The sequence below is a fragment of the Thalassobaculum sp. genome (genome assembly GCF_965223715.1).
In the GTDB taxonomy this organism is placed as follows: domain Bacteria; phylum Pseudomonadota; class Alphaproteobacteria; order Thalassobaculales; family Thalassobaculaceae; genus Thalassobaculum.
Map to the genome: position 1 here is coordinate 4,033,615 of NZ_OZ245012.1, position 25,361 is coordinate 4,058,975.

Consider the following 25,361-nt stretch of genomic DNA (forward strand, 5'->3'; position numbering starts at 1 on the left):
CGCAGACCGTACGGCGTGCCGCGGGTGCCGCCGTCCGACCCGGCGCGGGGGGTCGCAACCTCAAGGGAGAGCACCATGAACAAGCAGCCGAAAGAGACCTCCGGGGTCGAACAGACCGTCGACGAGACGGTGAACGCCGGCCGCGAGGCGGTGGAGAAGACCACCAAGACCGTGGCCAAGGCCGCGCGGGAGGCCGCCCAGGCTAACGGATGGACCGAGACCGCCGACAAGCAGGCCGCGACCCTCACCGCCTTCCAGGGGCCGCTTGTGGAAGCCACCTCCCAGGCCTTCGGCCGCTATGTGGAGGGGATGGCCGAGCTGAACCAGGAGATGACCCGGTTCGTCGCCGAACGCCTGCGCTACGACGCCGAGTTCGGACATGCCCTGGCCGGCTGCGGCTCCTTCGCCGAAGCGGCGGAGATGCAGCAGGAATGGATGAAGAAGGCGGCCGACGATTACATGGCCGAGGCCAGGAAGCTGGGCGAGATCGGACAGAAGTTCGTCGCCGACGCGTCCCGAACCCCGGGCGCCTGAGGGGCCGCCGGCGCGGCGCCACTTGATCCCGTCGGCCCTTCTAGGGCACGACTGACGTCATGTCAGAGAACGCCCCGGGCGGGCCGACCCCGAAGATCGACGTCGTCTCCTCCACCAGTGCGGTGGAGACCCAGCGGATTGCGGCCCGGGGTGCGGATCCCGTGCTGCAGATCGGCTCCCGGATCGAGGTGGTCGACCGGGTCGAGACGAACTGGCGCAACCGGATGGCCGGCCGCGACTTCACCGGGCTCGACATCGCCGACGGGGACGGCGTCGACGTGGTCGCCGATCTCTGCTGGCCCTTCGAGAAACTCGACGCGGCGCTGGGCGGCCGACGGTTCGGCCTGATCTTGTGCCAGCATGTGCTGGAGCACGTGCGCCGACCCTTCGAGGCGGCCGACAATGTCGCGCGGCTCCTGGCGCCGGGCGGCACCCTCTATGTCGCCGTGCCCTGGGTCCAGGCGTTCCACGGTTATCCCGACGATTTCTGGCGCTTCTCGTTCCGCGGCCTGCTGGAGCTGTTCCCGGATCTCGCCCCGGTGGACATGTACTACAGCGCCACTGGCTCCGGCCTGGATGCCGCCTACAAGATCACCATCGACGGCCAGATCGACCTGGCCCGCACCCCGTTCGGGATCGAGGGCCGGCTGTTCGAGACGGTGTTCGAGCAGCAGGAGAACATCGCCATGCTGCGCCGCCAGGAGCAGCAGCCCAAGCTGCCGATCGCCCGGCGCTACCTGCCGGCGCTGTTCGTCAACCTGGTGTTCGAGCGCCGCTGAAAACGCGACGGGCCGGCCCGCGGGAAGCGGTACCGGCCCGGTGATCGTGTCTGCGGTCGGGCGTCAGGCGGCGCGGCGGACGCCGGCGGCCTTCACGCTGTCGTCGACGAAGGCCTCGAACGGTTTGAAGTTCTCCTCGAAGCGGCCGCGCAGCTCGCCCGCGGTGGTGTCATAGGCGTTGCCGTCGCTCCAGGCACCACGCGGACGCAGCACGCCGGTCGGCACGTTCGGGCAGCTTTCCGGCACCAGCAGGCCGAACTGGCCGTCTTCCTGCACCGGCGCGCCGGTGAGCGAGCCGTCCAGGGCGGCGCGGACCATGGCCCGCGTATAGGCGATCTTCATGCGCTCGCCGCCGGCGCCGGCGCGGCCGCCGGACCAGCCGGTGTTCACCAGCCAGCAGGTCGCCCCATGGCGGGCGATGCGCTCGCGCAGCATCTCGCCATAGACGCTCGGGTGACGCGGCATGAACGGCGCGCCGAAGCAGGTCGAGAAGGTCGCCTGCGGCTCGGTCACGCCCTTCTCGGTGCCGGCAACCCGCGCGGTGTAGCCGGACAGGAAGTGGTACATCGCCTGTTCCGGGGTCAGCCGGGAGATCGGCGGCAGCACGCCGAAGGCGTCGGCGGTCAGCATCACCACATTCACGGGGTGGCCGGCCATGCCGGTGGCCGAGGTGTTCGGGATGTAGTCGATCGGGTAGCAGGCCCGGGTGTTCTCGGTCAGTTCGGCGCTGTCCAGGTTCAGCATCCGGGTGACCGGATCCATCACCACGTTCTCCAGCACGGTGCCGAAGCGGTGGGAGGCGGCCCAGATCTCCGGCTCGGCCTCTTCGCTGAGCTTGATGACCTTGGCGTAGCAGCCGCCCTCGAAGTTGAAGATGCCGTTCTCCGACCAGCCGTGCTCGTCGTCGCCGATCAGGGTGCGGCTGCCGTCGGCCGACAGGGTCGTCTTGCCGGTGCCGGACAGGCCGAAGAAGATCGCGCTGTCGCCCTTCGGGCCGATATTGGCCGAGCAGTGCATCGGCATGACGCCGCGGTCGGGCAGCAGGTAGTTCAGCACGCCGAAGATCGACTTCTTGATCTCGCCGGCATAGCTGGAGCCGCCGATCAGGATCATGCGGCGGTCGAAATCGACCAGGATGAAGGTGGCGGAGCGGACCCCGTCCTTCTCCCCGCGGGCGGTCAGGCCCGGCGCGTGCAGGATGGTGAAGTCCGGCTCGAAGCCCGGCAGGTCCTCCGCCGGCGGGCGGATGAACATGTTGCGGGCGAACAGGTTCTGCCAGGCGGTCTCGGTCACCACCCGCACCTTCAGGCGGTGGTCCGGGTCGGCGCCGGCGTAGCAGTTCAGCACATAGGCGTCGCGGCCGTGGTAGTAGGCCTGCACCCGGGCATGCATCGCGTCGAAGGCGCTGCGGTCGATCGGCTGGTTGATGCTGCCCCAGTTGACCGTCTTCTCCGTCGCGGCGTCGCGGACGATGAACTTGTCCTTCGGCGAGCGGCCGGTGTGTTCGCCGGTCGACACGACCACCGCCCCATGGGCGGAAAGCCGGGCCTCGCCGCGCCGGATGGCGTGCTCGGTCAGCAGGGCGGGGCCGAGATCCCAGTGCTGGGTGCCCAGATTGGTCAAGCCGTGCGAGGTCAGGTCCATGCGTGTCGCGCTGTTGCCCACGTGTCCTCTCCAGATAACGCTGAACGCCGGCTCATTTTTTTGGCCGGACGCAGTTTGGATAGGCGAACTGTCACCGAAACGCAACGATCCGCCCCGAAAATTACCGGCCTGCGGCGCGGCGATACGTCGCGCAGGCTCCCGAGCGCCAGGCTCTGGCGTCAGGCCTTGAGCACCGCCACGCCGGGCAGATCCTTGCCCTCCAGCCATTCCAGGAAGGCGCCGCCCGCCGTGGAGACGTAGGAGAACCGGTCGATCACCCCGGCATGGGCCAGGGCCGCCACCGTGTCGCCGCCGCCGGCCACCGACAGGATCTGGCCCCGGTCGGTCAGGTCCGCCGCCGCCTTGGCCAGGGCGTTGGTGCCGGCGTCGAAGGGCTCGGTCTCGAACGCGCCGACCGGGCCGTTCCACACCAGGGTCTTGCAGCCTTCCAGCCGCTTGGCGATGGCGGCCACGGTCTTGGGACCGACGTCGAGGATCATTTTATCCTCTGGCACGTCGAGAATATCGACCGTGCGGGTTTCCACGCCCGCCGCCAGGGTGTCGGCGACCACCGCGTCCACCGCCAGCAGGATGTCGCAGCCGGCGGCATCCGCCTTGGCCTGGATCTGCTTCACCGTCTCGGCCAGGTCGCGCTCCGCCAGGGACTTGCCGATCTCCACGCCGCCCGCATGCAGGAAGGTGTTGGCCATGCCGCCGCCGATGGCGAGCACGTCCACGCGGGCGACCAGGTTGCCAAGCAGGTCGAGCTTGGTGCTGACCTTCGCGCCGCCGACCACCGCGGCGACCGGACGCTCCGGACGCTCCAGGGCGCGGGTCAGGGCCGTCAGCTCGGCCTCCATCAGACGCCCGGCATAGGCCGGCAGCTTGCGCGCCACCCCGTCGATCGAGCCATGGGCCCGGTGGGCGGCAGAGAAGGCGTCGTTCACGTAGAGGTCGGCCAGCTTGACCAGACCGGCGACGAAATCGGGGTCGTTGGCCTCCTCGCCGTCATGGAAGCGCAGGTTCTCCAGCAGCACCACGTCGCCGTCGGACAGCCCGGCGACCGCGCCCTCGGCGGCGGCACCGATGCAGTCCGGCGCGAAGGCGACCGGCCGGCCGACCGCCTTGGCCAGCGGCTCGACGATCGGCTGCAGGGACATTTCGGCGTTCGGCTTGCCCTTGGGCCGGCCGTAATGGGAGACGACCACCACCTTGGCGCCCTTGCCGGCCAGCTCGGCGACGGTGGGGGCGGCACGCTCGATCCGGGTGGCGTCGGTGACGGCGCCGTCCTTCATCGGAACGTTCAGGTCCAGGCGCAGCAGCACGCGCTTACCGGCGACGTCGGCGCCGTCGAGAGTACGGTAATCGGCCATCTCGGGTCTCTCCCCCAGCTACGAAACCGGCCCTTGTCGATCCGGGTTGCGCGGGGATTTGCCACACCGCGGCCGGTGCGACAACCCTTCCGACGCCGGGTCCGGGCGCGTGGGGCGTCTCGGCCGAACTCTCGGTTGCCTCACCCTTGATAGACTGCCGCGCCGCCCGATTTCTTCCCCATGAGCATCACGACCCCTTCCGGCCGGCCCGGCACGCTGCTCGGCTACGGCCTCGGCCAGGGCACGCGGATGGCCTGGTATCTCGGAAACTACGTGGCGACGCGGGCCTGGTTCGCGCGGATCGACCCGGGCGAGAGGCGCCGACCGACCCTGCGCGGACGGCTGATGGGCGCGCGGATCCAGGCGGCGCTGACCCGGGGCGCGCTGCGGCTGATGGCCCGCGACGCTGCCCATGTGCGCCAGGGCACCTATCCGATGCCGGCGGACCTGCGGCCCCGGCCGGGTGCCGTGGGCGAGATGGCCGGCTACTGGCGCGACCTGCCGAAGGTGGCGCTGCGGCGGCGGATGAAGCAGGGCCAGGAGCCGGCGGCCCAGCCGTTGCCCGACGAGGAGGGCGGCTATCCGCGCTACTACCTGCAGAACTTCCACTATCAGTCCGGCGGCTGGCTGACCGAGGAATCGGCCGATCTCTACGACACCCAGGTGGAGGTGCTGTTCGGCGGCCTGGCCCAGGCCATGCGGCGCCAGGGCGTGGTGCCGGTGGTCGACTGGCTACGGGCCCGGGGATCGCCGGACGGGGCGGAATTCGGCGCGGGCTACACGCTGCTGGATCTGGCGACCGGCACCGGGGCGATGCTGGAGGCGGTGGGTCAGGCGGCTCCGGGGCTCGACCTGCACGGGCTCGACCTGTCCCGGGCCTATCTCGACAAGGCGCAGCGCCGGCTGGCCGGGCGGAACGTCACCTGGCACCGGGCCAAGGCGGAGGCGATCCCGCTGCCCGACGCGTCGGTCGACCTGGTGACCGCGACCTACCTGTTCCACGAACTGCCGAAGAAGATCCGCGCTGCGGTCCTGGCCGAGGTGCTCCGCGTGCTGAAGCCGGGCGGCCGGCTGGTGCTGGTCGACTCGCTCCAGCTCGGCGACACCCCGGCGCTCGATCCGGTGCTGCGGAGTTTTCCCGATCAGTTCCACGAGCCGTATTACGCCGACTGGATCGGGTCGGACGTGCCTGGGTTGATGGAGGCGGCCGGGTTCTCGGTGGACGGGGTGACGAAGGCGTATCTGTCCAAGGTGTTCGTCGCCGGCAAGCGCTAGGGCTCCTCACCCACCCCCCTTCACTCACTCCCCGGACTTGTTCCGGGGCCCACACGTCCGCGGTTACGGCCCGTCGAGGTTCTTAAAGGCCCGTGCCACGCCCTGGGGTAGGCCCCGGAACAAGTCCGGGGAGTGAGGGGTGGGGGAACGGGAAGCGGAACCCCTACTTATACGGATCCGCCGCGTCGCGAAGCCCGTCGCCGAAGAAGTTGAACGCCAGCACCACCAGGATCACCGGCACCACCGGGGTCATGATCCACGGATAGAGCTCCACCGCGTTGATGTTCTGCGCCTCGGTCAGCAGCACGCCCCAGCTGGTGATCGGCGGGCGCAAACCGAGGCCGAGGAAGGACAGGGCCGTCTCGCCCAGGATCATGGTCGGGATCGACAGGGTCGCCGAGGCGATCAGGTGGCTCATGAAGCTCGGCAGCAGGTGGCGGCCGATGATGCGCTTGGGCTTGGCGCCCATCAGCTCGGCGGCGACGCAGAAATCCTCCTCGCGCAGGCTGAGCAGCTTGGAGCGCACCGCCCGGGCGAGACCGGTCCAGTCGAGCAGGCCGAGGATCAGGGTGATGCCGAAATAGACCAGGATCGGCGACCAGGTCACCGGCAGCGCCGCCGACAGCGCCATCCAGAGCGGCAGCTCCGGGAAGGAGCGGATGACCTCGATGACCCGCTGGATGCAGGCATCGACCCAGCCGCCGTAATACCCCGCCAGCCCGCCGATCACGATGCCCAGCACGAAACTGACGATGATGCCGATCAGGCCGACGGTCAGCGAGATCCGCGTGCCGTAGACGATGCGCGAGAACACGTCGCGCCCCAGCCGATCGGTGCCGAGCAGGAACAGGGTGCCGCCCTCGGCTGGGCAGACCAGATGGAAGTCCATCTCGATCTGGCCCCAGAACCGGTAGGTGTCGCCGGAACAGAAGAAGCGTAGCGGCTGCACCTTGTCCGGATTGGCGGTGTAGACCCGCTTCAGGGTGCGCAGATCCAGCTCGTAGTCGTAGCCCAGCACATAGGGGCCGACGAACCGGCCGTCGCGGAACAGCTGCACCGATTGGGGCGGGGCGTAGATATGGTCGGTATGCCGGCTGGTCAGCGCATAGGGCGCGATCATCTCGGAGATCAGAACCGAGGCGTAGAGCAGCAGCAGGAACAGGCCGGAGACGACGGCGAGCCGGTGGCGCTTCAGCTTCCACCACATCATCCGCCACTGGGACGCCATGTAGTAGCGTTCCTGCTCCGGCGTCAGGACCTCGTCGCGTTCCGGATCGAAGGGGGCGGTATCGACGAAATGCTTCGCCTTGGGCCGGTGCGGATTGGCCATGCTCATCGCGCGGTCCCCCCGCCGAGCCGGATCCGCGGGTCGAGCCAGGCGAGGGCCAGGTCGGACAGCAGCATGCCGACCACCGTCAGCGCCGCCAGGAACATCAGGAACGAGCCGGCCAGATACATGTCCTGGCTCTGCAGCGCGTTGATCAGCATCGGCCCGGTGGTCGGCAGCGACAGCACCATGGACACCACGGCCGAGCCCGACACCACCTGGGGCAGCATGTTGCCGATATCGGAGATGAACGGGTTCATGGCCATGCGCAGCGGATACTTCATCAGCGCCCGGAACGGCGGCAGGCCCTTGGCCCGGGCGGTGATCACATACTGCTTCTGCAACTCGTCCAGCAGGTTGGCGCGCAGCCGGCGGATCATCGCGGCCGTGCCCGCCGTGCCGATGACGACCACGGGCACCCAGAGGTGCTCCAGCACGGACATCACCTTGCCGAGGCTCCAGGGCTGGTCGATGTAGCTCGGGTCCATCAGGCCGCCGATGGAGGTGCCGAACCAGACATTGGCGAAGTACAGCAGGATCAGCGCCAGCAGGAAGTTGGGCGTGGCGAGGCCGAGGAAGCCGATGAAGGTCAGCCCGTAATCGCCGACGCTGTACTGGTGGGTGGCCGAGTAGATGCCGATCGGGAACGACACCACGTAGATGAACAGGATCGTGGCGAAGTTCAGCACGATGGTCATCAGCACCCGGTCGCCGACCACGTCGCTGACCGGGAGCTGGTACTCGAAGCTGTAGCCGAAATCGCCCCGGAGCATGCCGACGGCCCAGACCAGGTACTGCTCCCACAGCGGCTTATCCAGGCCGTACTGGGCGCGCAGGGCGGCGATCTTGGCCGGGTCCACCGCCTCGCCCTGGCTCTCCATCTCGGCCATCAGGGTCGACAGGTAATCGCCCGGCGGAAGCTGGATGATGATGAAGGTGATGATGCTGATCGCGATCAGCGTCGGGATCATCACCAGGATCCGGCGGGCGAGATAGTCGAGCACGGGCGGCCGGATCCTTTACTGGCGCGACCGGGCGGCCGCGGTCAGCACCCGGTCGGGTGTGCGCGGCCGCTCGGCGCCGAAGAAGAAGGTGTCGGGGCGGTGCATGCCGAAATGCGCGCCCGGATCCCAGTTGTAGATCGCCTGGACCGGCACGTTGTGCAGCTTCAGGCTGACCACCACCGGCTGTAGCACCCCCGCGATCAGGCCGATCGAGAAGACCTGCTCGCTCCAGATCGACAGCATCTCGTGCCAGACTTCGCGCCGCGCCTCGGTCGTGCTGGACCGGCGCCAGGTGTCGTAGAGATCCATCAGCCGGGCCGCCTCGGGAATGTCCGGCGCGGTGCCGGCCTTGCCCTTGGTCTGATAGTACTGGCCCCAGCGCGGCCACATGTACTGGGTCTGGGCGGTCGGCGCGAATTCGGCCGGGCTGGAGTCGGCGCTCGGGATGCCGTTCTCAATGCCGAAGGAGATCGCCATCATGGTCTGGCCGGCGAAGATCCGGTTGCGGAACACCGTGCGTTCCGACGGGCGGGTGTAGAGCTTGATCCCGGCCTCCAGCCAGGTGTCGTGGATCAGCTCGAGCACGTCGGTCTCCTCGGTGCTCTCGCCGGCGGTCTCCACGATGATCTCCATCGGCCGTCCGTCCGGCAGCAGCCGCACGCCGCGGTCGTCGCGCCCGGTCAGCCCCATCTCGTCGAGCAGGGCGTTGGCCCGGCGCAGGTCGAAATCCGCCCATTTCCGGCGGTACTCGGGCTCGTAGAGCCGGGAGGAGGGCAGCACCGTGTTGTTGCCTTCCAGCGCCAGGCCGAAATAGATCACCTCGTTCAGCTCGTGCCGGTTCACCGCCAGGGACAGGGCCCGGCGGAACCGGACGTCGCGCATGATCTCGCGCCAGACCGGATCCTCGATGTTCATGTTGGGGAACAGGGCCAGGTGGGAGCCCTTGGCCGACTTCCACAGATAGGTCTCGTAGTTGCCCCGCTCCTCGCCCTGGCGCAGGAAGGTGTAGTCCTCGAAGTTCAGATAGCGCGCCTGCAGGTCGGCCTCCCCGGCGCCGGTCTTGGCCGGGATCAGGCCGGAGGACGCGATCTGGAACACCACGCTGTCGATATAGGGGAGCTGCCGGCCCTGGGCGTCGATCTTGTGGTAGTAGGGATTGCGCTCGAAGACGTAGCGGTTCGCCGGCGGTGCCGTGCGCGCCACCCAGGGCTGCAGCGTCGGCAGGTCCGGATTGTCGAACTTGTAGGGATTGTCCTCGCGGTTGTGCAGGGCCGCCCAGTTCCGCGCCTGCGCCTCCTCCACCTTCGCCTTCAGGTGGCCGTGCTCGGCGTAGTGGTCGTGGTACATCTTCAGGTGATGGGACGGCCGATAGAGATAGAGTGGCCGCGCCCCGGCGAGCTGGGGCAGGAAATCCGGATTGGGCTGCGACCAGGAGTAGCGCACCCGGGTCGGCGACAGGATCTCCACTATGGGCAGCTCGCCGTTGACCATCAGCTCGATCGGCGGGCCGGTGGGGGAGATCTCCGGGTTGTTGGCCACGTCTTCCCAGAAGTAGCGGAAATCCTCGGTGGTGAAGGGGGCGCCGTCGGACCAGCGGTGGCCCTCGCGCAGAACGAAGGTGAAGGAGCGGTTGTCCTCCACGATCACCTCCTTCGCCAGGTCGGGGCGCAGCTCCATGGTCGCCGGGTCGTAGCCGACCAGCCGGGCATAGCCGTAGACCACCATCTGGCGCACGTCCTTGGCCCCGGCCATCACCATCTGCAGGGTGCCGCCGTACTGGCCCAGCTCGCGGTCCTGGTTCTTCAGGTCGACCACCAGCGGGTCGAAGGGCAGGCGGTCCATCATCTCCGGCAGCGCGCCGGTGGTCACCTTCTCGGACAGCAGCGGCGGCTCGCTCTGGGCGGCGGCCGGCAGCACCGGGGCGAGCAGCAGGAGGAGGGTGAGGACCAGACGCGTCATGATGCCAGCCTCAGGTTCAGGATCGCCGGATCGGCCCGCACGAAATGGCCGTCGCCCAGCTCGACGAAGCCCGGCGACTTGGCCTCATCCACCGTGAAGGGGGACGGCCAGGCGGCGGGGTTCGAGGCGCGGCCGTCCATGACCGCGTCGAAATCGAGCGGATTGTCCAGGTCCGGGTCGGGCACGGCCGCCAGCAGCGCCTGGGTATAGGGATGCACCGGGTCGCGGAACAGCGCCTCGCGCGGCGCCAGCTCGACGATCCGGCCGGCGCACATCACCGCGATCCGGTCGGCGACGTAGTCGACCACCGCCAGGTTGTGGCTGATGAACAGGTAGGTGAGGCCCAGCTTCTCCTTAAGGTCCTTCAGCAGGTTCAGCACCTGCGCCTGGATCGACACGTCGAGGGCGGAGACCGGCTCGTCGCAGATCAGCATCTTCGGCTTCAGGGCCAGCGCCCGGGCGATGCCGATGCGCTGGCGCTGGCCGCCGGAGAAGCTGTGCGGGTAGCGGTTCAGGTGGCGCACGTCGAGGCCGACCAGCCGCATCAGCTCCGACACCATCTCGCGCCGCCAGGCGGGCGTGCCGATGCCGTGGATCACCAGCGGCTCGGCGATGATATCGTACACGGTCATCCGCGGGTTGAGCGAGGAGAACGGGTCCTGGAACACGAACTGCAGCTTCTGGCGGAACCCGGTCAGCCGGTCGCCGTCCAGGGCCAGGACGTCCGTCGGTCCGGTCTCGTCGGTGAAGGTGACCTTGCCCGCGTCGGGCGTCAGGGCGCGCATGATCACCTTGGACAGGGTGGTCTTGCCGCAGCCGGACTCGCCCACCAGGCCGAGGCACTCGCCCGGCTGCACGGTGAAGGACACGTCGTCCAGGGCCTTGATGGTCCGGCGGGTGGTGGCGAGCCAGCCGCCCTTGCGGATCGTGTAGGACTTGGTCAGGCCGTCGACCTTCAGCATCGGGGCGTCGCCGGCGGTCTGCGCCTTGGGCCGCTCGGCCAGCAGGTGCCCGGTCTCGGTGCGGATCTCGCGCAGCGGCTTCAGCCGTTCGCCCGGCGCCATGTCGAAGCGCGGCACCGCCCCCATCAGCGCCTTCAGGTAGGGGTGCTGGGCCCGGCGGAAGATGTCGTCCACGTCGCCGGATTCCATGACCCGGCCGCGGTACATCACCACCACTTCCTCGGCCACGTTGGCGACCACGCCGAGATCGTGGGTGATCATCAGCATCGCCATGTTCAGCTCGGACTGCAGGTCCTTGATCAGCTTCAGGATCTGCGCCTGGATCGTCACGTCCAGCGCGGTGGTCGGCTCGTCGGCGATCAGCAAGGCCGGCCGGCACACCAGGGCCATGGAGATCATCGCCCGCTGGCGCAGGCCGCCGGAGAGTTCGAACGGATAGGTCTTCAGCGCCCGGTCCGGATCGGGGAAGCCGACCAGGGCCAGCATGTCGCGGGTCAGCTCCGTCGCCTCCCGGGCCGAGACGTCGCGGTGCAGCTCCAGCGCCTCGCGGATCTGATTGCCCACCGTGTGCAGCGGCGACAGGGAGGTCATCGGCTCCTGGAAGATGATCGAGATCCGTCCGCCGCGCAGGTCGCGCATCTCGCGCCCGTCCACCGGCAGCCGGACGATATCGGTGATGGTTCCGGGCTTCTCCGGATCGGCGAACAGGATCGAGCCGCCCAGGATCTTCGCCGGGCGCGGCAGCAGGCCCATGATCGCCTGGCTGACCACCGACTTGCCGGAGCCGGACTCGCCGACCAGGGCGACGGTGCTGCCCCGGCGGATCTGGAACGACACGCCGTCCACCGCGACCAGACGACCCTCCGGCAGATCGAAGCCGATCCGCAGGTCGTGCACGCGCAGCAGTGGCGTTGAGCGATCCAAGTCTCCGTCCCCTCAGACTAAGCCGATACGAAAGCCTATCAGCGGTCCCGATCCGGTCCAATTCCCTGGTCCAAACCCCTTGGGCGCAGACCCGGTTCCAGTTTCGGCGCGATATGGCCGCTGGATCCGAAGGTCGGGGGTCCGTCGCCGCCGTCCGCCCCCGGCGCCGGCCCCATCAGCCCCAGGGCCCGCAGATTGTCCAGCGTGGTCTCGGACAGTTCAAGGTCGTTGCGCCGGGCGACCAGCATGCAGTGCCGAACCAGCCCCTCGAAATCGTCGATGGAGCTCTCCACCGGCAGCTTGGTGCCGCCGCCGGCCAGTTTCAGTTCCATCCAGCCGCCGCCCTTGTCGCGCCGGGTCGAGAAATAGCGCAGGCCCATGGAGTCCAGCTCGTCCCAGGGGATGCTCACCCGGAGCGGGCCGGTGCGGTGGATGCCTTCCGCATCGACCTCGATCGCCTGGGCGGCGCGCAGCCAGGTGCGGATCACATAGACGCCGAACAGGGTCGCCAGGCCGCCGAAGATGACCGTCATGGTCGTCGCCATCGGCGTCACCACCAGCGGCAGGCCGGTCACCACCAGCCCCAGGCCGCCCCGCGCCATGTCCCAGACGATCGCGCCGCGTTCGTAGCGGTGCACAGTCACACCTGCCTCCGTATCCCCGGTTCCACTCCCGCCCGGGCAAGCGCCTCGCCCGGGGACAGCCACCGTACCGCGGGGTGGTCCGAGAGCTGCCGCAGGATCGGCCGCCACGCGTTCCACGCCCCCGGGTCGGTGACGCGGTGATGGGACAGGATTCCGACCGGTCCGTCCACCCCGTCATGCTCAATTATCCGTGCCACGAAGCCGTCGCCGGAGATCGGTCCGCCGGTGCCGCGCCAGTCGATCAGGTCCACATGGGTGTCGAGCCGGGGCACCGACGCCTCCGGTGCCGGGTGCTTCTGCGAAGCGAAGGCGGACAGGGCCGCGATCCCGGCCTCGCCCAGCACCGGCAGCAAGTCCGCGCCGATCCGGTTCCAGGGCGGCACGAAACAGGCGACCGCCCGCTGCCTGCCGAGCGCGTCCAGCCGCTCCCGCCCGCGCGCGATCTCGGCCAGGCGGTCGGACAGGCGGCGGGTCGGGCCGAACTCGGATTTCTTCTCGCCGGCGGGCGCGTGGTTGGCATGGGCCCAGCCATGGACGAACAGGACCGAGCCGGTGCCGTCCAGCGCCCCTACGGCCTCGGCGGTCAGGCCCTTCGGGATGGCGGCGAAGGCGGCGGCGATGCCGGCCTCGCCCAGGGCGCCCAAGCAGGCCGAGAGATCGTCGGACGGCGTCTCCAGGTCGTCGTCGCGCCACCACAGGTCCAGCGGCCGGTCCTGGTCGGCGCGCCGGTCGAGATAGGTCGCCAGGGCGTCCTGCGTCCTCATGTCCGGCCGAGGCGGCCCATGACGAAGGCGGCGGTCTTGCGCGCCCCGTCCAGATCGACGCTCGGCACCGCGTCGCGGGACCGGCCGCGCGCCCGCTCCATCGCCGCTCCCAGGGTCTCAGCGGTCAGGGCGTCCTCGGCCACCACCTCCAGGGCGCCCACATCGGCCAGCAGGTCGGCGCGCAGCCGCTGTTCGGTCTCCACCCCGCCCTCATAGGGCACCACCACCGCACGGGTCCGGGCGGCCAGCAGCTCCAGCAGGGTGTTGTACCCGGCCTGAGACACCGACAGGGCGGCCCCGGCCAGCAGCTCGGGCAGGTTGGGCACGCTGCGCTCGATCACCGCGTTGGCGGGGACGGCCGCCTCGATCTCGGCGAGCGCGGCTTTCGGCATGTGATGGCCGGTGACCAGCCGCCAGGGCCGGTCGGCCAGGGGCAGCTCCGGGATCATGCCCGCCACCGTCGGCATGAATCGGTCGCCCACCGCCCCGCCGCCGGCGGAGACCAGCACCTCGCCGGTATCCGCCGGATCGGTCTCCGGCACGGCGATGTCGTCGGCGTTGACCACATAACCGGTGTAGTGCTGCTCCACCGTGATCTCGGCGGCCATGGGGAAGGTGCGGTCGAGCCGGATCAGGTCGGGATCGGAATGGATCAGGGCGCCGTCGTAATAGGCGTTCAGGGTGTCGACGATCTCCTGGTTGCGGTCGCGCCGCGGCTTGGTGACCAGGATGTCGCGCATGGAGGAGAAGACCTGCGGGTGCCACTCGGCCTGCCGCGCCCGCTCCAGCAGGGGCAACAGCTCGAAGCGCATCTGCCGGCGGCCGAACGGGAACAGCTCGGTGATCAGGGCGGCCGGGCGCAGCTCCTCGAACAGGGACAGAAGCCGGTTGCGCCGCGCGTCGCGGAAGGCGTCGTCGATCGGCGTGTCGGTCTCGTCCAGCAGCACCTTGAAGTTGCCGTCCTCGGTGCGGATCGGCGGGAGCTGGACCATCTTGGCGCCGCCGAGCGGCAGGTGCGGCACCGGCATGCCGCCGGAGACGAAGGCGACGTCCGCTCCCGCATTGGCCAGGGCCCGCGCCACCGCCGCCGCCCGGCGCAGATGGCCGATGCCGAGCAGGTTCTGGACATAGAGCATGACGACGGGTCGGGTCATGGATCGGCCTTTAAGGGCAGGTTGGGCTGGACCAGGTGCGGGGTGCCGTCGGCGGCGAGATCGAACAGATGCACCCGGTCCCAGAAAAGTTTCACCGGCGGCTTATCGACCATCGGCCATCCGGTGGCCAGGGACAACAGGGCGCGGATGACCCCCTTGTGGGTCACGATGCCGGTGTCGACGCCCTCGCGGGACAGGCCGGCGAGGAGCGGGGCGAGGCGCGCCTGCACGTCACGCGGGCTCTCGCCGCCCGGCGGGGTGAAGTCCAGGCCGCGTGCCTCGTTCACGGCGACACCGGCGGGATCTTCGGCGCGGATTTCCGACAGGCGCCGACCCTCCCAGGCGCCGAAATCGAGCTCGATGGCGGCGGGTTCGATCGCCGCCTCGACGCCGATCAGCGCGGCGGTGCGCCGGGCGCGGATCAGCGGACTGGTCAGCCAGCGGAAGCCGGCAACCTCCGGCGGCAGGGTCCAGGACCGGACCTGCGCCTCGCCCTCGGCCGACAGCGGCCGGTCGGCCCGGCCCTGCAGCCGCTTCTCGCCGTTCCAGGCGGTCGGCCCGTGGCGCAGCAGGGCGAGCCAGGTCATCGGCGCGCCTCCACGAGAGGGCGCAGCGCGGCATCCAGCCGCTCGGCGGCGGCGGGCAGCCCATGCTCGGCCCGGGTGATCGCGGCGGCCTTGGCGCCGAGCGCCCGGCGCCGGGTGGGATCCTGCACCAAGGCCGCGACGGCGTCGGCGAAGGGGACCGCCTCGCTCACCGGGACGAGCAGCCCGGTGACGTCGTGGCGCACGATGGCGGACACGCCGCCGGTATCGCCGGCCACCACCGGCAGACCGGCCGCCTGCGCCTCCAGCAGCGCCATGCCATAGGCCTCGTTCACCGCCGGCCAGACCAGCAGGTCGGCACCGGCATAGGCCGCACCCAATTCGATGCTGTCCAGGGTGCTGCGCCAGGTCACACGCCCTGAGATCGCGGCGAGGGCCGCCTCCACCTCCGGCCGGGCCGGGCCGTCGCCGACCACGGTCAGCCGCCAGTCGCCGGGGACGTTCTGCAGGGCGGCGCCCAGCACCCGGTAGGAGGCGAGCTTGTCGCCCGCCCGCATCATGCCGACCGCCAGCAGCTCCGCCGGCCGGTCCGGCCGCTCCGGCGGCGGCGGGCCGTCGATCTCCAGGAAGGGCGGCAGGTGCAGATAGGCGGCCCCCTGGGACAGGCAGGGCTGCACGAGAGGGCGGTCGTGCGGGTTCAGCCCGATGACGAGATCCGCCCGGGCGAGCGCGGCCAGGGTCGCCCGGTGCCCCTGGTCCCAGGGACCGCCGGCCCGCTTATGCGCCACCGACGCCTCGGCGACCACGTAGGGGATGCCCAGGGCCTCGGCCACCAGCGGGCCGATCAGGTCCGGCGCCTTGTAGTAGAGGTGATAGGTGAACCACAGGTCCGGGCGCGGCCGCTTCCCCTGGGACACCAGCCGCAGGTAGCGCGCCGCCAGCCGGGTGCCGAGTTCGGCCAGCCGGGCTTGGCGGGTCACGTCGCCGTTGCCGTCGCGGCTGCGCAGGCGCGTGGCCAGATCCACCTCGTGACCGGCCCGGGCCAGGGCGTGCATCAGCAGGCGCGCGACCCGCCGGTCACCGGAGGGGACGGGGGAATCCGGCGTCTTCAGGGGTGAATGGAAGGCGATCCTCACGCCGCGTCGGGCCGGCCCTCGGCCCGTGCGGGAAGGCCGAACCTCGCGGCCAGCCGGTCCAGCCCGGCATCGGCGGAGAACTCGGTCAGCACCCGGGCGCGCCCCGCCGCCGCCAGCCGCAGCCGGGCGGCCGGATCGCCGATCAGGTCCTCCAGCGCCTTGGCCAGGGCCAGGTGGTCGCCCGGCTTCACCAGCCGTCCGTTGACCCGGTCGTCGATCAGCTCGGGGATGGCGGAGACCGAGGTCGCCACCACCGGCAGCGTCATGAGCTGGGCTTCCATCAGCACGTTTGGCAGGCCGTCGCGGTCGCCGTCCGGCGCGACCTTGCTCGCCAGCACGAAGATGTCGGCCGCGGCCAGCGCCTCGATCACCCCGGCGCGGGGCTGGGCGCCGCGCCACGAGATCCGGTCGGACAGGCCCATGATGTCGGCCGCCTGCTTCAGCCGGGAGGCGAGGGCGCCGCCGCCGATATGGACGAAACGCCAGTTCACGTCGTTCGGCAGCGCCCGCAGGGCGGCCAGCACGTCGTCATAGCCCTTCTTCTGCACCGCCCGGCCGACCGACACGATGGTCACCGGGTCGTGGGGATCGCTGCCGTCGCGCTTGGGGCGGGCGACCGGCGGCGGGAAGCCGGACGGATCGAGCCCGTGATACAGCAGGCTGACCCGCTCCGGCTCGGGGGCGAGATCCGCCAGATGGCGGGCGCCGATCGCCGTGCAGGTCACCGCCCAGGCGGCATCGGCCAGCTTCTCCCGCTTCTCCCAGTCCTGGGTGGTCCAGATGTCCTTGGCATGGGCGGAGACCGACCAGGGGATGCCGCGCATCATCGCGGCATAGCGGGCGACCGAGGCCGGGGTGTGCAGGAAATGGGCGTAGAGATGGGTGATCGCCGGATCGAGCTCGGCCGCCAGCACGCAGGCCTGGCCGAAGCGGCGGCCCCGGTTCGGTGTGGGGTCGCGCAGCAGGTCGCGCAGCCAGGTGCCCAGGGCCCTGCCGTATCCGGCCAGCCGCCGCGCCGCGCGCCAGCCGCGCCAGACCCGGCCGAGGTCGTCCTTCAGGTATTCCGGCAGGTAGTCGACCGGTGCCGTGATCGCATCGTGGACCGGGTGGGTCGCCGTGTCGGTCGGGTGGCGCAGGGAGATGATCCGGAAGCGCAGGCCGCGCTGCTGCAGGCCGAGGATCTCCTGGGCGATGAAGGTCTCCGACAGGCGCGGATAGCCCTTCAGCACGATGCCGACCTGCCCTTCGACGCCCGTACCTGCGGCCGGCCCGCTCCCCGTCGCTCCGGTCATGGTCAGGCGATCCGGCGTGCCGCTACGGCCCGGCGCCGCTCGTCGATCCAGCGCTTGGTCAGTCGGCCGACCTGGTCGAGCCCGTTCAGCATGGCGACCGCCTTGGCCTGGGACGGGGTCTTCTGGCCCGGCAGTTTGCGCAGGGCGGCGGCCATCTGCTTGGGATTGCGGTCGCCGTCATCCACCAACATGCGCAGCAGCCCCAGCTCCTCGGCCCGGCGGGCGCGGATATACTGCTCCAGCCGCGGCTCGGTTCGGGGCACGACGATCGACCGTTTGTCGAAGGACAGGATCTCGCAGAACGTGTTGTAGCCGCCCATGGCGACCATGCCGGCGCAGCGGGCCATCAGGGTCTCGATCCGGCTGTCGAAGGTGATCGCCTCGACCCGGTCGAGCTTGCTCGCCCGTTCCATGAACTCGTGCTGCTGCTCCTGCGGCATGAAGGGGCCGAGCACCAGCAGGGCCGGATAGGGAAGCTGCCGGTCCTCCTCATAGGCGCGCAGCACCCAGTCCATCACCGGCTCGCCGTCGCCGCCGCCGCCGGCCGTGACCAGGATGAACGGATCGTCGCCGAAGGGCAGGGCGGAGGCCGGGGTCGGCGCCCGGGAGACCGAGCGGCGCAGGTATCCGGTATAGCGGGTCTTCAGCTTGATCTCGCCCGGGATGTCCAGGCCCTCATAGGGGTCGCAGACCTCCTTCACACCATAGACCCAGACCTCGTCATACAGGTCCTGCAGGGCGGGCAGCACCTTCTTGCGCTCCCACTCCTGCTCCAGCAGCTCCGGCTCGTCCATCACGTCGCGCATGCCCAGGATCAGGGGCGTGCCCCGCGCCTTCAGCAGCTCCAGCGTGTCCTTGACCTCGCCGCGCAGGCCGAGCGGCTCCTTGTCGACGATAAACAGGTCGGGATCGAACACCTCGGCGGTGTGGCGGATGATGGCGCTGCGCAGGGCCACCGTCTCCTCGATGTCCAGATGCAGGGACAGGGAGGTGTAGTCGCCGTTGCGCAGTTTGATGACGCCCGGAATGCGCACGAAGTCGACCCGGGTGCGGAAGTCGAAGCTGCCGATGATCGGCGAGCCGGAAAGGATCAGCACCGACAGGCCCGGATGCTCCTCGACCAGCGCATGGGCAATGGCGCGGCATCGGCGCAGGTGGCCGAGGCCCATCGTGTCGTGGCTGTACATGAGGACTCGGGCAGCCGGCCGGTCCGCAAGCAGACTGGCAGTCGCGGGGGCCTTGGTCTTGGTCATGGGATCCCCGTCGCTGTCATCGCTGCCCGGAAATGTCGATATTCTGGCGGAGGCCGATGTCGGCGGCACTATGGCACATCGCGCCAAGCCGAGAAATGGTAACCTTTTGACGCAGCTTGCCGTTGCACCGCCCGGTCTTCCGCAGCAAGATCGGCCCGCGCGGTCGGCCGGAGGGCGGAAGGGTCGGCGGCCCGCGGCGGGGCTATCCTGCATCCAAAGTCGAGACGACAGGTCACCGGGGCGATGGAATCCACGATCTACCGGTTCATTCTGCGCTATTCCAAGCGGGAGCAGGTGTTCCTGCTTGCGATGACGCTGATCTCCTTCCCGTTCCTCTACTACTCCCTCGACCTGCCCAAGCGCATCGTCAACGAGGCGCTGGGGGCGAAGGGCGAGACCAATTTCCCGGTCACCTTCCTGGGGATCGAGTTCCACCAGCTCGAATACCTGTGGACCCTGTCCGGGCTTTTCCTGCTGCTGGTCTTCATCAATGGCGGGTTCAAGTACTGGATCAACGTCTATCGCGGCCGCCTGGGCGAGCGGATGCTGCGGCGCCTGCGCTACGAGCTGTACACCCGCATCCTGCGCTTCCCGATCCCGCATTTCCGCCGGGTCAGCCAGGGCGAGATCATCCCGATGCTGACCCAGGAGGTGGAGCCGCTCGGCGGCTTCATCGGCGACTCGATCTCGCTGCCGGCCTTCCAGGGCGGGACCCTGATCACGATCCTGTTCTTCATGTTCATGCAGGACCCGATCCTCGGGGCGGCGGCGATCGCCCTGTCGCCGGTCCAGGCCTATGTCATTCCGAAGCTGCAGCGCCGGGTGAACGCGCTCGGCAAGCAGCGGGTGCGCACCGTCCGCGTGCTCTCGGACCGCATCGGAGAGACGATCTCCGGCGTGCAGGAGATCCATGCGAACAACATGGCGCGGCTGATGCTGGCCCGGTTCGCCGCCCAGCTCGGCGTGATCTACGACATCCGCTTCGAGATCTATCAGCGCAAGTTCGTCATCAAGTTCCTGAACAACTTCATCGCCCAGCTCACGCCGTTCTTCTTCTACGCCATCGGCGGCTATCTGGTGATCATGGGCGACCTGTCCCTCGGCGCCCTCGTGGCGGTCCTGGCGGCCTACAAGGACCTGTCGGCCCCGTGGAAGGAACTGCTGAACTTCTATCAGCAGAAGGAAGACGCCCGCATCAAGTACGAGCAGGTGATCGACCAGTTCGACCTGCCGGACATGACCTCGGCGGAGACCCTGACCGACGAGCCGGAGGCGCCGCAGCCGCTGGACGGCGAGCTGCGGACCAACAACCTGGGCTATGTGGACGACGACGGCGAGGTGCAGTTCGAGGGCGTGGCGATGACCGTGCCGCCGGGCACCCACATGGCGCTGTTCGGCCCGGGCGGGGCCGGCAACGAGGCGCTGGCCATGACCATCGCCCGGCTGATGCATCCGACCAGCGGCCGCATCACCATCGGACAGGCCGACCTCCTCACCCTGCCGGAAGCGATCACCGGACGGCGCATGGGCTATGTCGGGCCGTCCACCTACGTGTTCAGCTCGACGATCCGCGAGAACCTGCTGCTCGGCGTCATGCACCGGCCGACCGGCCCGGCGCGGGACGATCCGACCGTCAGTGCCGCGATCGAGAACGCGGCCCAGGCCGGCAACTCGACCGACGATCCGGGCGGCGCCTGGGTCGATCCGGCCGCGGTGGGCGAGGGCGAGGCCCTGGTGTCGCGTCTGGTCGAGGACCTGATGCTGGTGGAGCTCGACGACGACTGCTACGGCCTCGGCCTGCGCGGCACCATCGATCCCCAGGCGCGCCCGCAGATCGCCGAGCGGATCCTGGCGGCCCGCCGGTCCTTCTCCGAGCGTCTGAGCGAGGATCCGCAGCTCATCGACCTGGTCGAGCCGTTCGCCGCCGACCGCTACAACACCAACGCCACCCTGGCGGAGAACCTGCTGTTCGGCACGCCGGTCGGCCCGGCCTTCCAGCCGGACACCATCGCCACCCATCCCTATGTGCGCAGCACGCTGGCGAGCGTCGGTCTGATCGACGACCTGCTGAAGATGGGCCGCGACGTCGCCGCCACCATGGTCGAGCTGTTCGCCGACCTGCCCTCCGACCACGAGTTCTTCGGCCAGTTCAGCTTCATCTCGCCCGACGACCTGCCGGAATTCCAGGCGCTGCTGAACCGGGTGGAGCGGATCGGGCTGGACAAGATGTCGGAGGAGGATCGCGCCCGGCTGCTGTCGCTGCCGTTCAAGCTGATCCCGGCCCGCCACCGCCTCGGCATGCTCGACGACGACATGCAGCGCCGGGTCCTGGAGGCGCGCGCCGCCTTCGCCCGCGACCTGCCGGAGGACCTGCAGGACTCCGTCGCCTTCTTCAGCGCCGATGCCTACAACGCCGCCGCCTCGCTGCAGGACAACATCCTGTTCGGCAAGATCGCCTACGGACAGGCCGACAGCGTCGCCCGGGTCGGTGCCGTGATCGGCTCGGTGCTCGACGATCTCGACCTGCGGCCGACGGTGATGGAGGTCGGCCTGGACTTCGAGGTCGGCATCGCCGGCGCCAAGCTCTCCGCCGTGCAGCGCCAGAAGATCGGCATCGCCCGGGCGCTGCTGCGCCGGCCGGACATCCTGGTGCTGAACGACGCGGTCGCCACCTTCGACGCCGCCGCCCAGCGCCGGCTGGTCGCCAACATCCTGCAGGCGATGTCGGGCCGCACCGTGATCTGGTCGACCCAGCGCCCGGATATCGCGCGGCTGTTCCCGGTCATCTCGGTGATGCGCGCCGGCCGGCTGGCGGAGACCGGCGCGCCGGAGGAACTGGACCGCGAGGGCCGGGTGTTTCACGAAATTGCCGCGCGGAACTGAGGGGGTTTCACAATGACCATGTCCTTCCCACCTCTGATACTGGCACCGATCCGTGAAGGAGGGTCGCCATGAGTCTCAACGAAGAGGTGGAACTGCTCCGCAAGATCCCGCTGTTCGCGAAGATCGAGCCGTCGAAGCTGAAGCTTCTCGCCTTCACCTCCGAGCGGCTGACCTATCAGGGCGGCCAGCGCCTGTTCCAGCAGGGCGATATCGGCGACGCGGCCTACATCATCATCGACGGCGAGGCCTCGGTCCGGATCCGAACGGACAGCGGCGAGATCCAGGTGGCCGAACTGGGCAAGGGCGACGTGGTCGGCGAGATCGCCATCCTGTGCGACGTCCCCCGCACCGCCTCGGTGGAGGCCACCGGCAAGCTGATCACCCTGCGCATCACCAAGGAGCTGTTCTTCCGGCTGATCAGCGAGTTTCCGCAGATCTCCATCGAGATCATGCGCGAGCTGGCCGCCCGGCTGGAGCGCACCAACGTGCAGCTGCGCGAGGCGCTGAACCGGTGATCCGACGTCCGACGAACAGATTGGTGCGATGAGCAGACTAGACAGCATGATCCGGCGGCTGGAAGCCCAGCGCGCCACCCTCAACGACGCGGCCTCCCGGGTCGAGGGCCGCAGCGGCGTGGCCCTGGAATTCGGTCTCGGCAACGGGCGGACCTACGACCATCTGCGGGCGATCCTGCCCGGGCGCGACATCTACGTCTTCGACCGCCAGGTCGCCGCCCATCCCGACTGCATCCCGCCGGACGACCGGCTCTATCTGGGGGACCTGTTCGAGACCCTGCCCCGGGCGGTGGCCGATCTCGGCGGCCGGGCGGTGCTGGCCCATATGGATATCGGCACCGGCGACAAGGAGGAGAGCGTCGCGCTCTCCCGCCGCGCCGCGCCGATGGTGGCGGACCTGCTGGCGCCGGGCGGCGTGGTGGTCAGCGACCAGCCGCTGGACGGGGTCGACGCCTTCAGCCCCCTGCCGCTGCCCGACGGGGTGAAGCCGGGGCGGATCTTCCTGTACGAGCGGGTGTGAGGCGGCCGGGTGTGAGGCGGCGCGGTCGCGGCTTTGTTCCGGAGCCGGTACGACGCGGAAGCTGACAGGCAGTATGTTGTTTTAAAACATAGATTTGAACCGTCATCCCGGATCGTCCCCGGGCTTGACCCGGGGCGAGGCCGGGACCGTGGCACGGCGGCTGGGTCCCGGTCGGCCCCCGGATCGGGTCCGGGGTCCACCGGGATGACGGGTGAGGGGAGGAGGGCGGCAACGAGGCCGCCGCCACCCCTCCTAAAGGTCCAGGTCCACCACCACCGGGGCGTGTCCGACGCCTTCTCCCAGCCGCGGGCGTCGCGGATGACCTCGGCGTGGCGGATGCCGCCGTCGAGCGGCGGGGTCACCCAGACATGGTCCAGACGCCGGCCCTTGTCCGCCGCCGACCAGTCCTTCGCCCGGTAGCTCCACCAGGAATACAGCCGTTCCTCCGGCGGAACGATCTTGCGCACCGCGTCGATCCAGCCGGCCGAGGCCTGGACCTTGTCCAGCGCCTCCACCTCCACCGGGGTGTGGCTGACCACGTTGAGGAGCTGCTTGTGCGACCAGACATCGGTCTCCAGCGGCGCGATGTTCAGGTCGCCCACCAGGATCATCGGGTTGTCGGGCTTGCGCTCGGTGCCCAGCCACTGGGTCATCTCGGCCAGGAAGTCGAGCTTGTGGGCGAACTTGTCGTTCACCGCCGGATCCGGCACGTCGCCGCCGGCGGGAACGTAGAAATTGTGGACCTCGGGCCCGCCGTCGATCCGCGCGGCCACGTGTCGGGCGTCGGTGCGGCCGCAGAACTCGCGGGACACCGTCTCCTCGATCGGCAGGCGGGAGACGATCGCCACCCCGTTATAGCCCTTCATGCCGGCGACGAGCTGGTGCGACCAGCCCGCCTCGGCCAGGGCGCCGCTCGGGAACACGTCGACGATCGCCTTGGTCTCCTGCAGGCACAGCACGTCGGGCTGCACCTTCTCCAGGAGGCGCAGCACCAGCGGCAGGCGCAGGCGGACGGAGTTGATGTTCCAGGTGACGATGCGCACCGGTCAGACCACCTTCACATGCAGGTCGCTCAGGCCGTCCACATGGCCGTGCAGCTCGTCGCCGCGCTGGACCGCGTTCACCCCTTCCGGGGTGCCGGAGAAGATCAGGTCGCCCGGGGCCAGCATGACCAGGCCGGACAGGTAGCTGATGGTCTCCGGGATCGACCAGATCAGCGCCTTCAGGGTCGATTCCTGACGCCGGGTGCCGTTCACGTCGAGCCAGATGGCCGCGTCCTCGAGGATGCCGGTCTCGGTGACCGGGTGCAGGTCGGCGATCGGGGCGGAATGGTCGAAGCCCTTCGCCATGTCCCAGGGCCGGCCCATCTTCTTGGCTTCCGCCTGGATGTCGCGGCGGGTCATGTCGAGGCCGACGCCATAGCCCCAGATCAGGCTGTTCGCCTCCTCCACCGGGATGTCGCGGCCGCCGCCGGACAGGGCCACCACCAGCTCGATCTCATGGTGCACGTCGGCGGTCATGGTCGGGTAGGGCATGGCCGCCCCACCGGTGACCAGCGCGTCGGCCGGCTTGGTGAAGAAGAACGGCGGCTCGCGGTCCGGGTCATGGCCCATCTCGCGGGCATGGGCGGCATAGTTCCGGCCCACGCAGAAGATGCGCCGAACCGGGAAGCCCTTGTCGCTTCCGGCCACCGGAACGGCCACGGCCCGCGGCGGAGTGATCACATATTCCATTGACGATAATTCCCTTTTTCGCCTCGATATATCGGTCTTCGGGCGCCAGTCTCCGCGCGATCGGCGACGCTGTCTCGGCCGCGCGCCGCAGCGGGAGGCGCTCGGCGGTGAGACTATGGCGGGCATCCCCCCGCCGGGTCCAGTCCCGATCGCAGGGCCCGCCGGACCGGGCAAGGCCCGCCCGCCGTTTCCGCTCGACCGGACCGGGTCGCCGGAAGGCCGTGCGCGGGCTTGTTTCGGAGGCGTTACGAGCTGACGGGGGGCCTATTCCGCGGCGACGTCCACCGGCTTGCGGCCGCCCTCGGCGGCGGCGCGGGCGGCGGCCCCGAAGGCCTCGAAGATCGCCCGGTTGATGCCTTCCACCGGGCGCGGCCATTCCGGATGCCACTGGACGGCCAGCGCGAAGGCCGGGGCGTCGGCGATGGAGATCGCCTCGACCACGCCGTCGGGCGCGCGGCCTTCCACGACCACCCGGGCGCCGAGCCGGTCGATCGCCTGGCCATGCAGCGAGTTCACCAGGTGCGGGCCGGCGCCGGCGATGGCGGCCAGGGTGCCGCCCTCGACCAGCGCCAGCGAATGGGACGGCCGGTATTTCCAGTCATAGGGCACGTCGCGCCGCATCCGGTGGTCGAGGCGGCCGGTATTGGTGTGCACCTCCTGGTGCAGGGTGCCGCCGAAGGCGACGTTCAGCTCCTGGGCGCCGCGGCAGACGCCGAGCAGCGGAATGCCCCGCGCCACGGCCGCCCGGGCCAGGTCCAGGGTGACGCCGTCGCGCGCCGGGTCGTGCTCGTCGGGCGTCACGCTGTCGCCGCCGTCATAGCGCGACGGCTCCACGTTGGACGGGCTGCCGGTCAGGAACACCCCGTCCAGCCGGTCGAGCATGCTGTCCACATCGACGCCGCCGGGCAGGGCCGGGATGATCACCGGACAGACCCCGGCCACCTCGGACATCGCGGTCACGTATTTCTCGCCGACCCGGTGGCTGGCGTTGCTCTCTCCCATGATGCGGCAGGCGGTGACACCCACCAAAGGCAGTCTTCGCGAGGATGGGCTGCGAGGCACGGGACGTCTCCTGGCGATCAAGACAACGGTACGGACGCTTGGCCCGGTCCCCGCACCATGCCATATCCCGGTGATGTTG

At 69.6% G+C, this 25,361-nt stretch carries 21 protein-coding genes and 1 pseudogene; 6 read left to right on the forward strand and 16 right to left on the reverse strand.

Annotated elements, in window-relative coordinates; all coding sequences use genetic code 11:
- Positions 1 to 75: 75 nt before the first annotated feature.
- On the forward strand, positions 76 to 534 hold the full coding sequence (locus tag ACOQOP_RS18700; RefSeq protein ID WP_420563325.1) for a phasin family protein: 459 nt from the start codon (positions 76 to 78) through the stop codon (positions 532 to 534).
- Positions 535 to 593: 59 nt separating this feature from the next.
- Positions 594 to 1,313, forward strand: coding sequence for a methyltransferase domain-containing protein (locus ACOQOP_RS18705; protein WP_420563326.1), 720 nt, complete (start codon positions 594 to 596; stop codon positions 1,311 to 1,313).
- A 63-nt stretch (positions 1,314 to 1,376) separates the two neighbouring features.
- On the opposite strand, the gene ACOQOP_RS18710 is transcribed toward ACOQOP_RS18705, so the two are convergent.
- Together ACOQOP_RS18710 and ACOQOP_RS18715 are read right to left on the reverse strand one after the other, a co-directional pair.
- Positions 1,377 to 2,978, reverse strand: coding sequence for a phosphoenolpyruvate carboxykinase (locus ACOQOP_RS18710; RefSeq protein ID WP_420563327.1), 1,602 nt, complete (start codon positions 2,976 to 2,978; stop codon positions 1,377 to 1,379).
- 158 nt (positions 2,979 to 3,136) lie between these two features.
- Positions 3,137 to 4,330, reverse strand: coding sequence for a phosphoglycerate kinase (locus tag ACOQOP_RS18715; protein ID WP_420563328.1), 1,194 nt, complete (start codon positions 4,328 to 4,330; stop codon positions 3,137 to 3,139).
- A gap of 180 nt (positions 4,331 to 4,510) precedes the next feature.
- On the opposite strand from ACOQOP_RS18715, the gene ACOQOP_RS18720 reads away from it, so the two are divergent.
- A complete protein-coding gene (locus ACOQOP_RS18720; RefSeq protein WP_420563329.1) occupies positions 4,511 to 5,605 on the forward strand; it encodes a methyltransferase domain-containing protein in 1,095 nt (364 codons plus the stop codon).
- Between the two features lie 163 nt (positions 5,606 to 5,768).
- Here ACOQOP_RS18720 and ACOQOP_RS18725 read toward each other — a convergent pair whose 3' ends face one another.
- The 11 genes from ACOQOP_RS18725 to ACOQOP_RS18775 are packed head-to-tail and all read right to left on the reverse strand — an operon-like array spanning position 5,769 to position 18,569.
- A complete protein-coding gene (locus ACOQOP_RS18725; RefSeq protein ID WP_420563330.1) occupies positions 5,769 to 6,941 on the reverse strand; it encodes an ABC transporter permease in 1,173 nt (390 codons plus the stop codon).
- Positions 6,938 to 7,936, reverse strand: coding sequence for an ABC transporter permease (locus ACOQOP_RS18730; RefSeq protein ID WP_420563331.1), 999 nt, complete (start codon positions 7,934 to 7,936; stop codon positions 6,938 to 6,940). The genes ACOQOP_RS18725 and ACOQOP_RS18730 overlap by 4 nt, the downstream gene beginning before the upstream one ends.
- 15 nt (positions 7,937 to 7,951) lie before the next feature.
- Positions 7,952 to 9,895 (reverse strand): ABC transporter substrate-binding protein, encoded by a 1,944-nt coding sequence (locus tag ACOQOP_RS18735; RefSeq protein ID WP_420563332.1) that lies wholly within the window; start codon positions 9,893 to 9,895, stop codon positions 7,952 to 7,954.
- Complete coding sequence (locus tag ACOQOP_RS18740; RefSeq protein ID WP_420563333.1) at positions 9,892 to 11,781, reverse strand: dipeptide ABC transporter ATP-binding protein; 1,890 nt, start codon at positions 11,779 to 11,781, stop codon at positions 9,892 to 9,894. The genes ACOQOP_RS18735 and ACOQOP_RS18740 overlap by 4 nt, the downstream gene beginning before the upstream one ends.
- Positions 11,782 to 11,819: 38 nt before the next feature.
- Positions 11,820 to 12,425: a hypothetical protein gene (locus ACOQOP_RS18745; RefSeq protein WP_420563334.1), complete on the reverse strand. Its 606-nt coding sequence runs from the start codon at positions 12,423 to 12,425 to the stop codon at positions 11,820 to 11,822.
- Positions 12,422 to 13,189, reverse strand: coding sequence for a polysaccharide deacetylase family protein (locus ACOQOP_RS18750; protein ID WP_420563335.1), 768 nt, complete (start codon positions 13,187 to 13,189; stop codon positions 12,422 to 12,424). The genes ACOQOP_RS18745 and ACOQOP_RS18750 overlap by 4 nt, the downstream gene beginning before the upstream one ends.
- Complete coding sequence (locus tag ACOQOP_RS18755; RefSeq protein ID WP_420563336.1) at positions 13,186 to 14,343, reverse strand: glycosyltransferase family protein; 1,158 nt, start codon at positions 14,341 to 14,343, stop codon at positions 13,186 to 13,188. The genes ACOQOP_RS18750 and ACOQOP_RS18755 overlap by 4 nt, the downstream gene beginning before the upstream one ends.
- Positions 14,340 to 14,930 (reverse strand): histidine phosphatase family protein, encoded by a 591-nt coding sequence (locus ACOQOP_RS18760; protein ID WP_420563337.1) that lies wholly within the window; start codon positions 14,928 to 14,930, stop codon positions 14,340 to 14,342. The genes ACOQOP_RS18755 and ACOQOP_RS18760 overlap by 4 nt, the downstream gene beginning before the upstream one ends.
- Positions 14,927 to 16,024 (reverse strand): glycosyltransferase family 4 protein, encoded by a 1,098-nt coding sequence (locus tag ACOQOP_RS18765; RefSeq protein WP_420563338.1) that lies wholly within the window; start codon positions 16,022 to 16,024, stop codon positions 14,927 to 14,929. The genes ACOQOP_RS18760 and ACOQOP_RS18765 overlap by 4 nt, the downstream gene beginning before the upstream one ends.
- Positions 16,021 to 17,316 (reverse strand): glycosyltransferase family 4 protein, encoded by a 1,296-nt coding sequence (locus ACOQOP_RS18770; RefSeq protein ID WP_420563339.1) that lies wholly within the window; start codon positions 17,314 to 17,316, stop codon positions 16,021 to 16,023. The genes ACOQOP_RS18765 and ACOQOP_RS18770 overlap by 4 nt, the downstream gene beginning before the upstream one ends.
- A gap of 2 nt (positions 17,317 to 17,318) precedes the next feature.
- Positions 17,319 to 18,569 (reverse strand): glycosyltransferase family protein, encoded by a 1,251-nt coding sequence (locus ACOQOP_RS18775; protein WP_420563340.1) that lies wholly within the window; start codon positions 18,567 to 18,569, stop codon positions 17,319 to 17,321.
- 243 nt (positions 18,570 to 18,812) lie between these two features.
- Here ACOQOP_RS18775 and ACOQOP_RS18780 point away from each other — a divergent pair, with 243 nt between their 5' ends.
- From ACOQOP_RS18780 to ACOQOP_RS18790, 3 genes are all read left to right on the forward strand, one after another.
- A complete protein-coding gene (locus tag ACOQOP_RS18780; protein ID WP_420563341.1) occupies positions 18,813 to 21,452 on the forward strand; it encodes an ABC transporter transmembrane domain-containing protein in 2,640 nt (879 codons plus the stop codon).
- Between the two features lie 68 nt (positions 21,453 to 21,520).
- Positions 21,521 to 21,967, forward strand: coding sequence for a cyclic nucleotide-binding domain-containing protein (locus tag ACOQOP_RS18785; RefSeq protein WP_420563342.1), 447 nt, complete (start codon positions 21,521 to 21,523; stop codon positions 21,965 to 21,967).
- A gap of 28 nt (positions 21,968 to 21,995) precedes the next feature.
- Positions 21,996 to 22,487, forward strand: a complete 492-nt coding sequence (locus ACOQOP_RS18790) for a class I SAM-dependent methyltransferase (RefSeq protein WP_420563343.1) — start codon at positions 21,996 to 21,998, stop codon at positions 22,485 to 22,487.
- A 344-nt stretch (positions 22,488 to 22,831) separates the two neighbouring features.
- Here ACOQOP_RS18790 and ACOQOP_RS18795 read toward each other — a convergent pair.
- The 3 genes and pseudogenes from ACOQOP_RS18795 to ACOQOP_RS18805 all read right to left on the reverse strand — a co-directional run.
- Positions 22,832 to 23,530, reverse strand: a pseudogene (locus tag ACOQOP_RS18795) (exodeoxyribonuclease III); the annotation flags it as partial.
- A 3-nt stretch (positions 23,531 to 23,533) separates the two neighbouring features.
- Entirely contained in the window at positions 23,534 to 24,220 is a 687-nt protein-coding gene (locus ACOQOP_RS18800) for a fumarylacetoacetate hydrolase family protein (protein ID WP_420563344.1), read from the reverse strand.
- Positions 24,221 to 24,484: 264 nt separating this feature from the next.
- Positions 24,485 to 25,246 (reverse strand): gamma-glutamyl-gamma-aminobutyrate hydrolase family protein, encoded by a 762-nt coding sequence (locus ACOQOP_RS18805; protein WP_420563345.1) that lies wholly within the window; start codon positions 25,244 to 25,246, stop codon positions 24,485 to 24,487.
- Positions 25,247 to 25,361: the final 115 nt, after the last annotated feature.

Coding starts and splice junctions, on each gene's coding strand:
- ACOQOP_RS18700 (WP_420563325.1), top strand. CDS start 76: ATGAACAAGCAGCCGAAAGAGACCTCCGGGGTCGAACAGACCGTCGAC.
- ACOQOP_RS18705 (WP_420563326.1), top strand. CDS start 594: ATGTCAGAGAACGCCCCGGGCGGGCCGACCCCGAAGATCGACGTCGTC.
- ACOQOP_RS18715 (WP_420563328.1), bottom strand. CDS start 4,330: ATGGCCGATTACCGTACTCTCGACGGCGCCGACGTCGCCGGTAAGCGC.
- ACOQOP_RS18720 (WP_420563329.1), top strand. CDS start 4,511: ATGAGCATCACGACCCCTTCCGGCCGGCCCGGCACGCTGCTCGGCTAC.
- ACOQOP_RS18725 (WP_420563330.1), bottom strand. CDS start 6,941: ATGAGCATGGCCAATCCGCACCGGCCCAAGGCGAAGCATTTCGTCGAT.
- ACOQOP_RS18735 (WP_420563332.1), bottom strand. CDS start 9,895: ATGACGCGTCTGGTCCTCACCCTCCTCCTGCTGCTCGCCCCGGTGCTG.
- ACOQOP_RS18750 (WP_420563335.1), bottom strand. CDS start 13,189: ATGAGGACGCAGGACGCCCTGGCGACCTATCTCGACCGGCGCGCCGAC.
- ACOQOP_RS18755 (WP_420563336.1), bottom strand. CDS start 14,343: ATGACCCGACCCGTCGTCATGCTCTATGTCCAGAACCTGCTCGGCATC.
- ACOQOP_RS18760 (WP_420563337.1), bottom strand. CDS start 14,930: ATGACCTGGCTCGCCCTGCTGCGCCACGGGCCGACCGCCTGGAACGGC.
- ACOQOP_RS18770 (WP_420563339.1), bottom strand. CDS start 17,316: ATGACCGGAGCGACGGGGAGCGGGCCGGCCGCAGGTACGGGCGTCGAA.
- ACOQOP_RS18775 (WP_420563340.1), bottom strand. CDS start 18,569: ATGACCAAGACCAAGGCCCCCGCGACTGCCAGTCTGCTTGCGGACCGG.
- ACOQOP_RS18780 (WP_420563341.1), top strand. CDS start 18,813: ATGGAATCCACGATCTACCGGTTCATTCTGCGCTATTCCAAGCGGGAG.
- ACOQOP_RS18785 (WP_420563342.1), top strand. CDS start 21,521: ATGAGTCTCAACGAAGAGGTGGAACTGCTCCGCAAGATCCCGCTGTTC.
- ACOQOP_RS18790 (WP_420563343.1), top strand. CDS start 21,996: ATGAGCAGACTAGACAGCATGATCCGGCGGCTGGAAGCCCAGCGCGCC.
- ACOQOP_RS18800 (WP_420563344.1), bottom strand. CDS start 24,220: ATGGAATATGTGATCACTCCGCCGCGGGCCGTGGCCGTTCCGGTGGCC.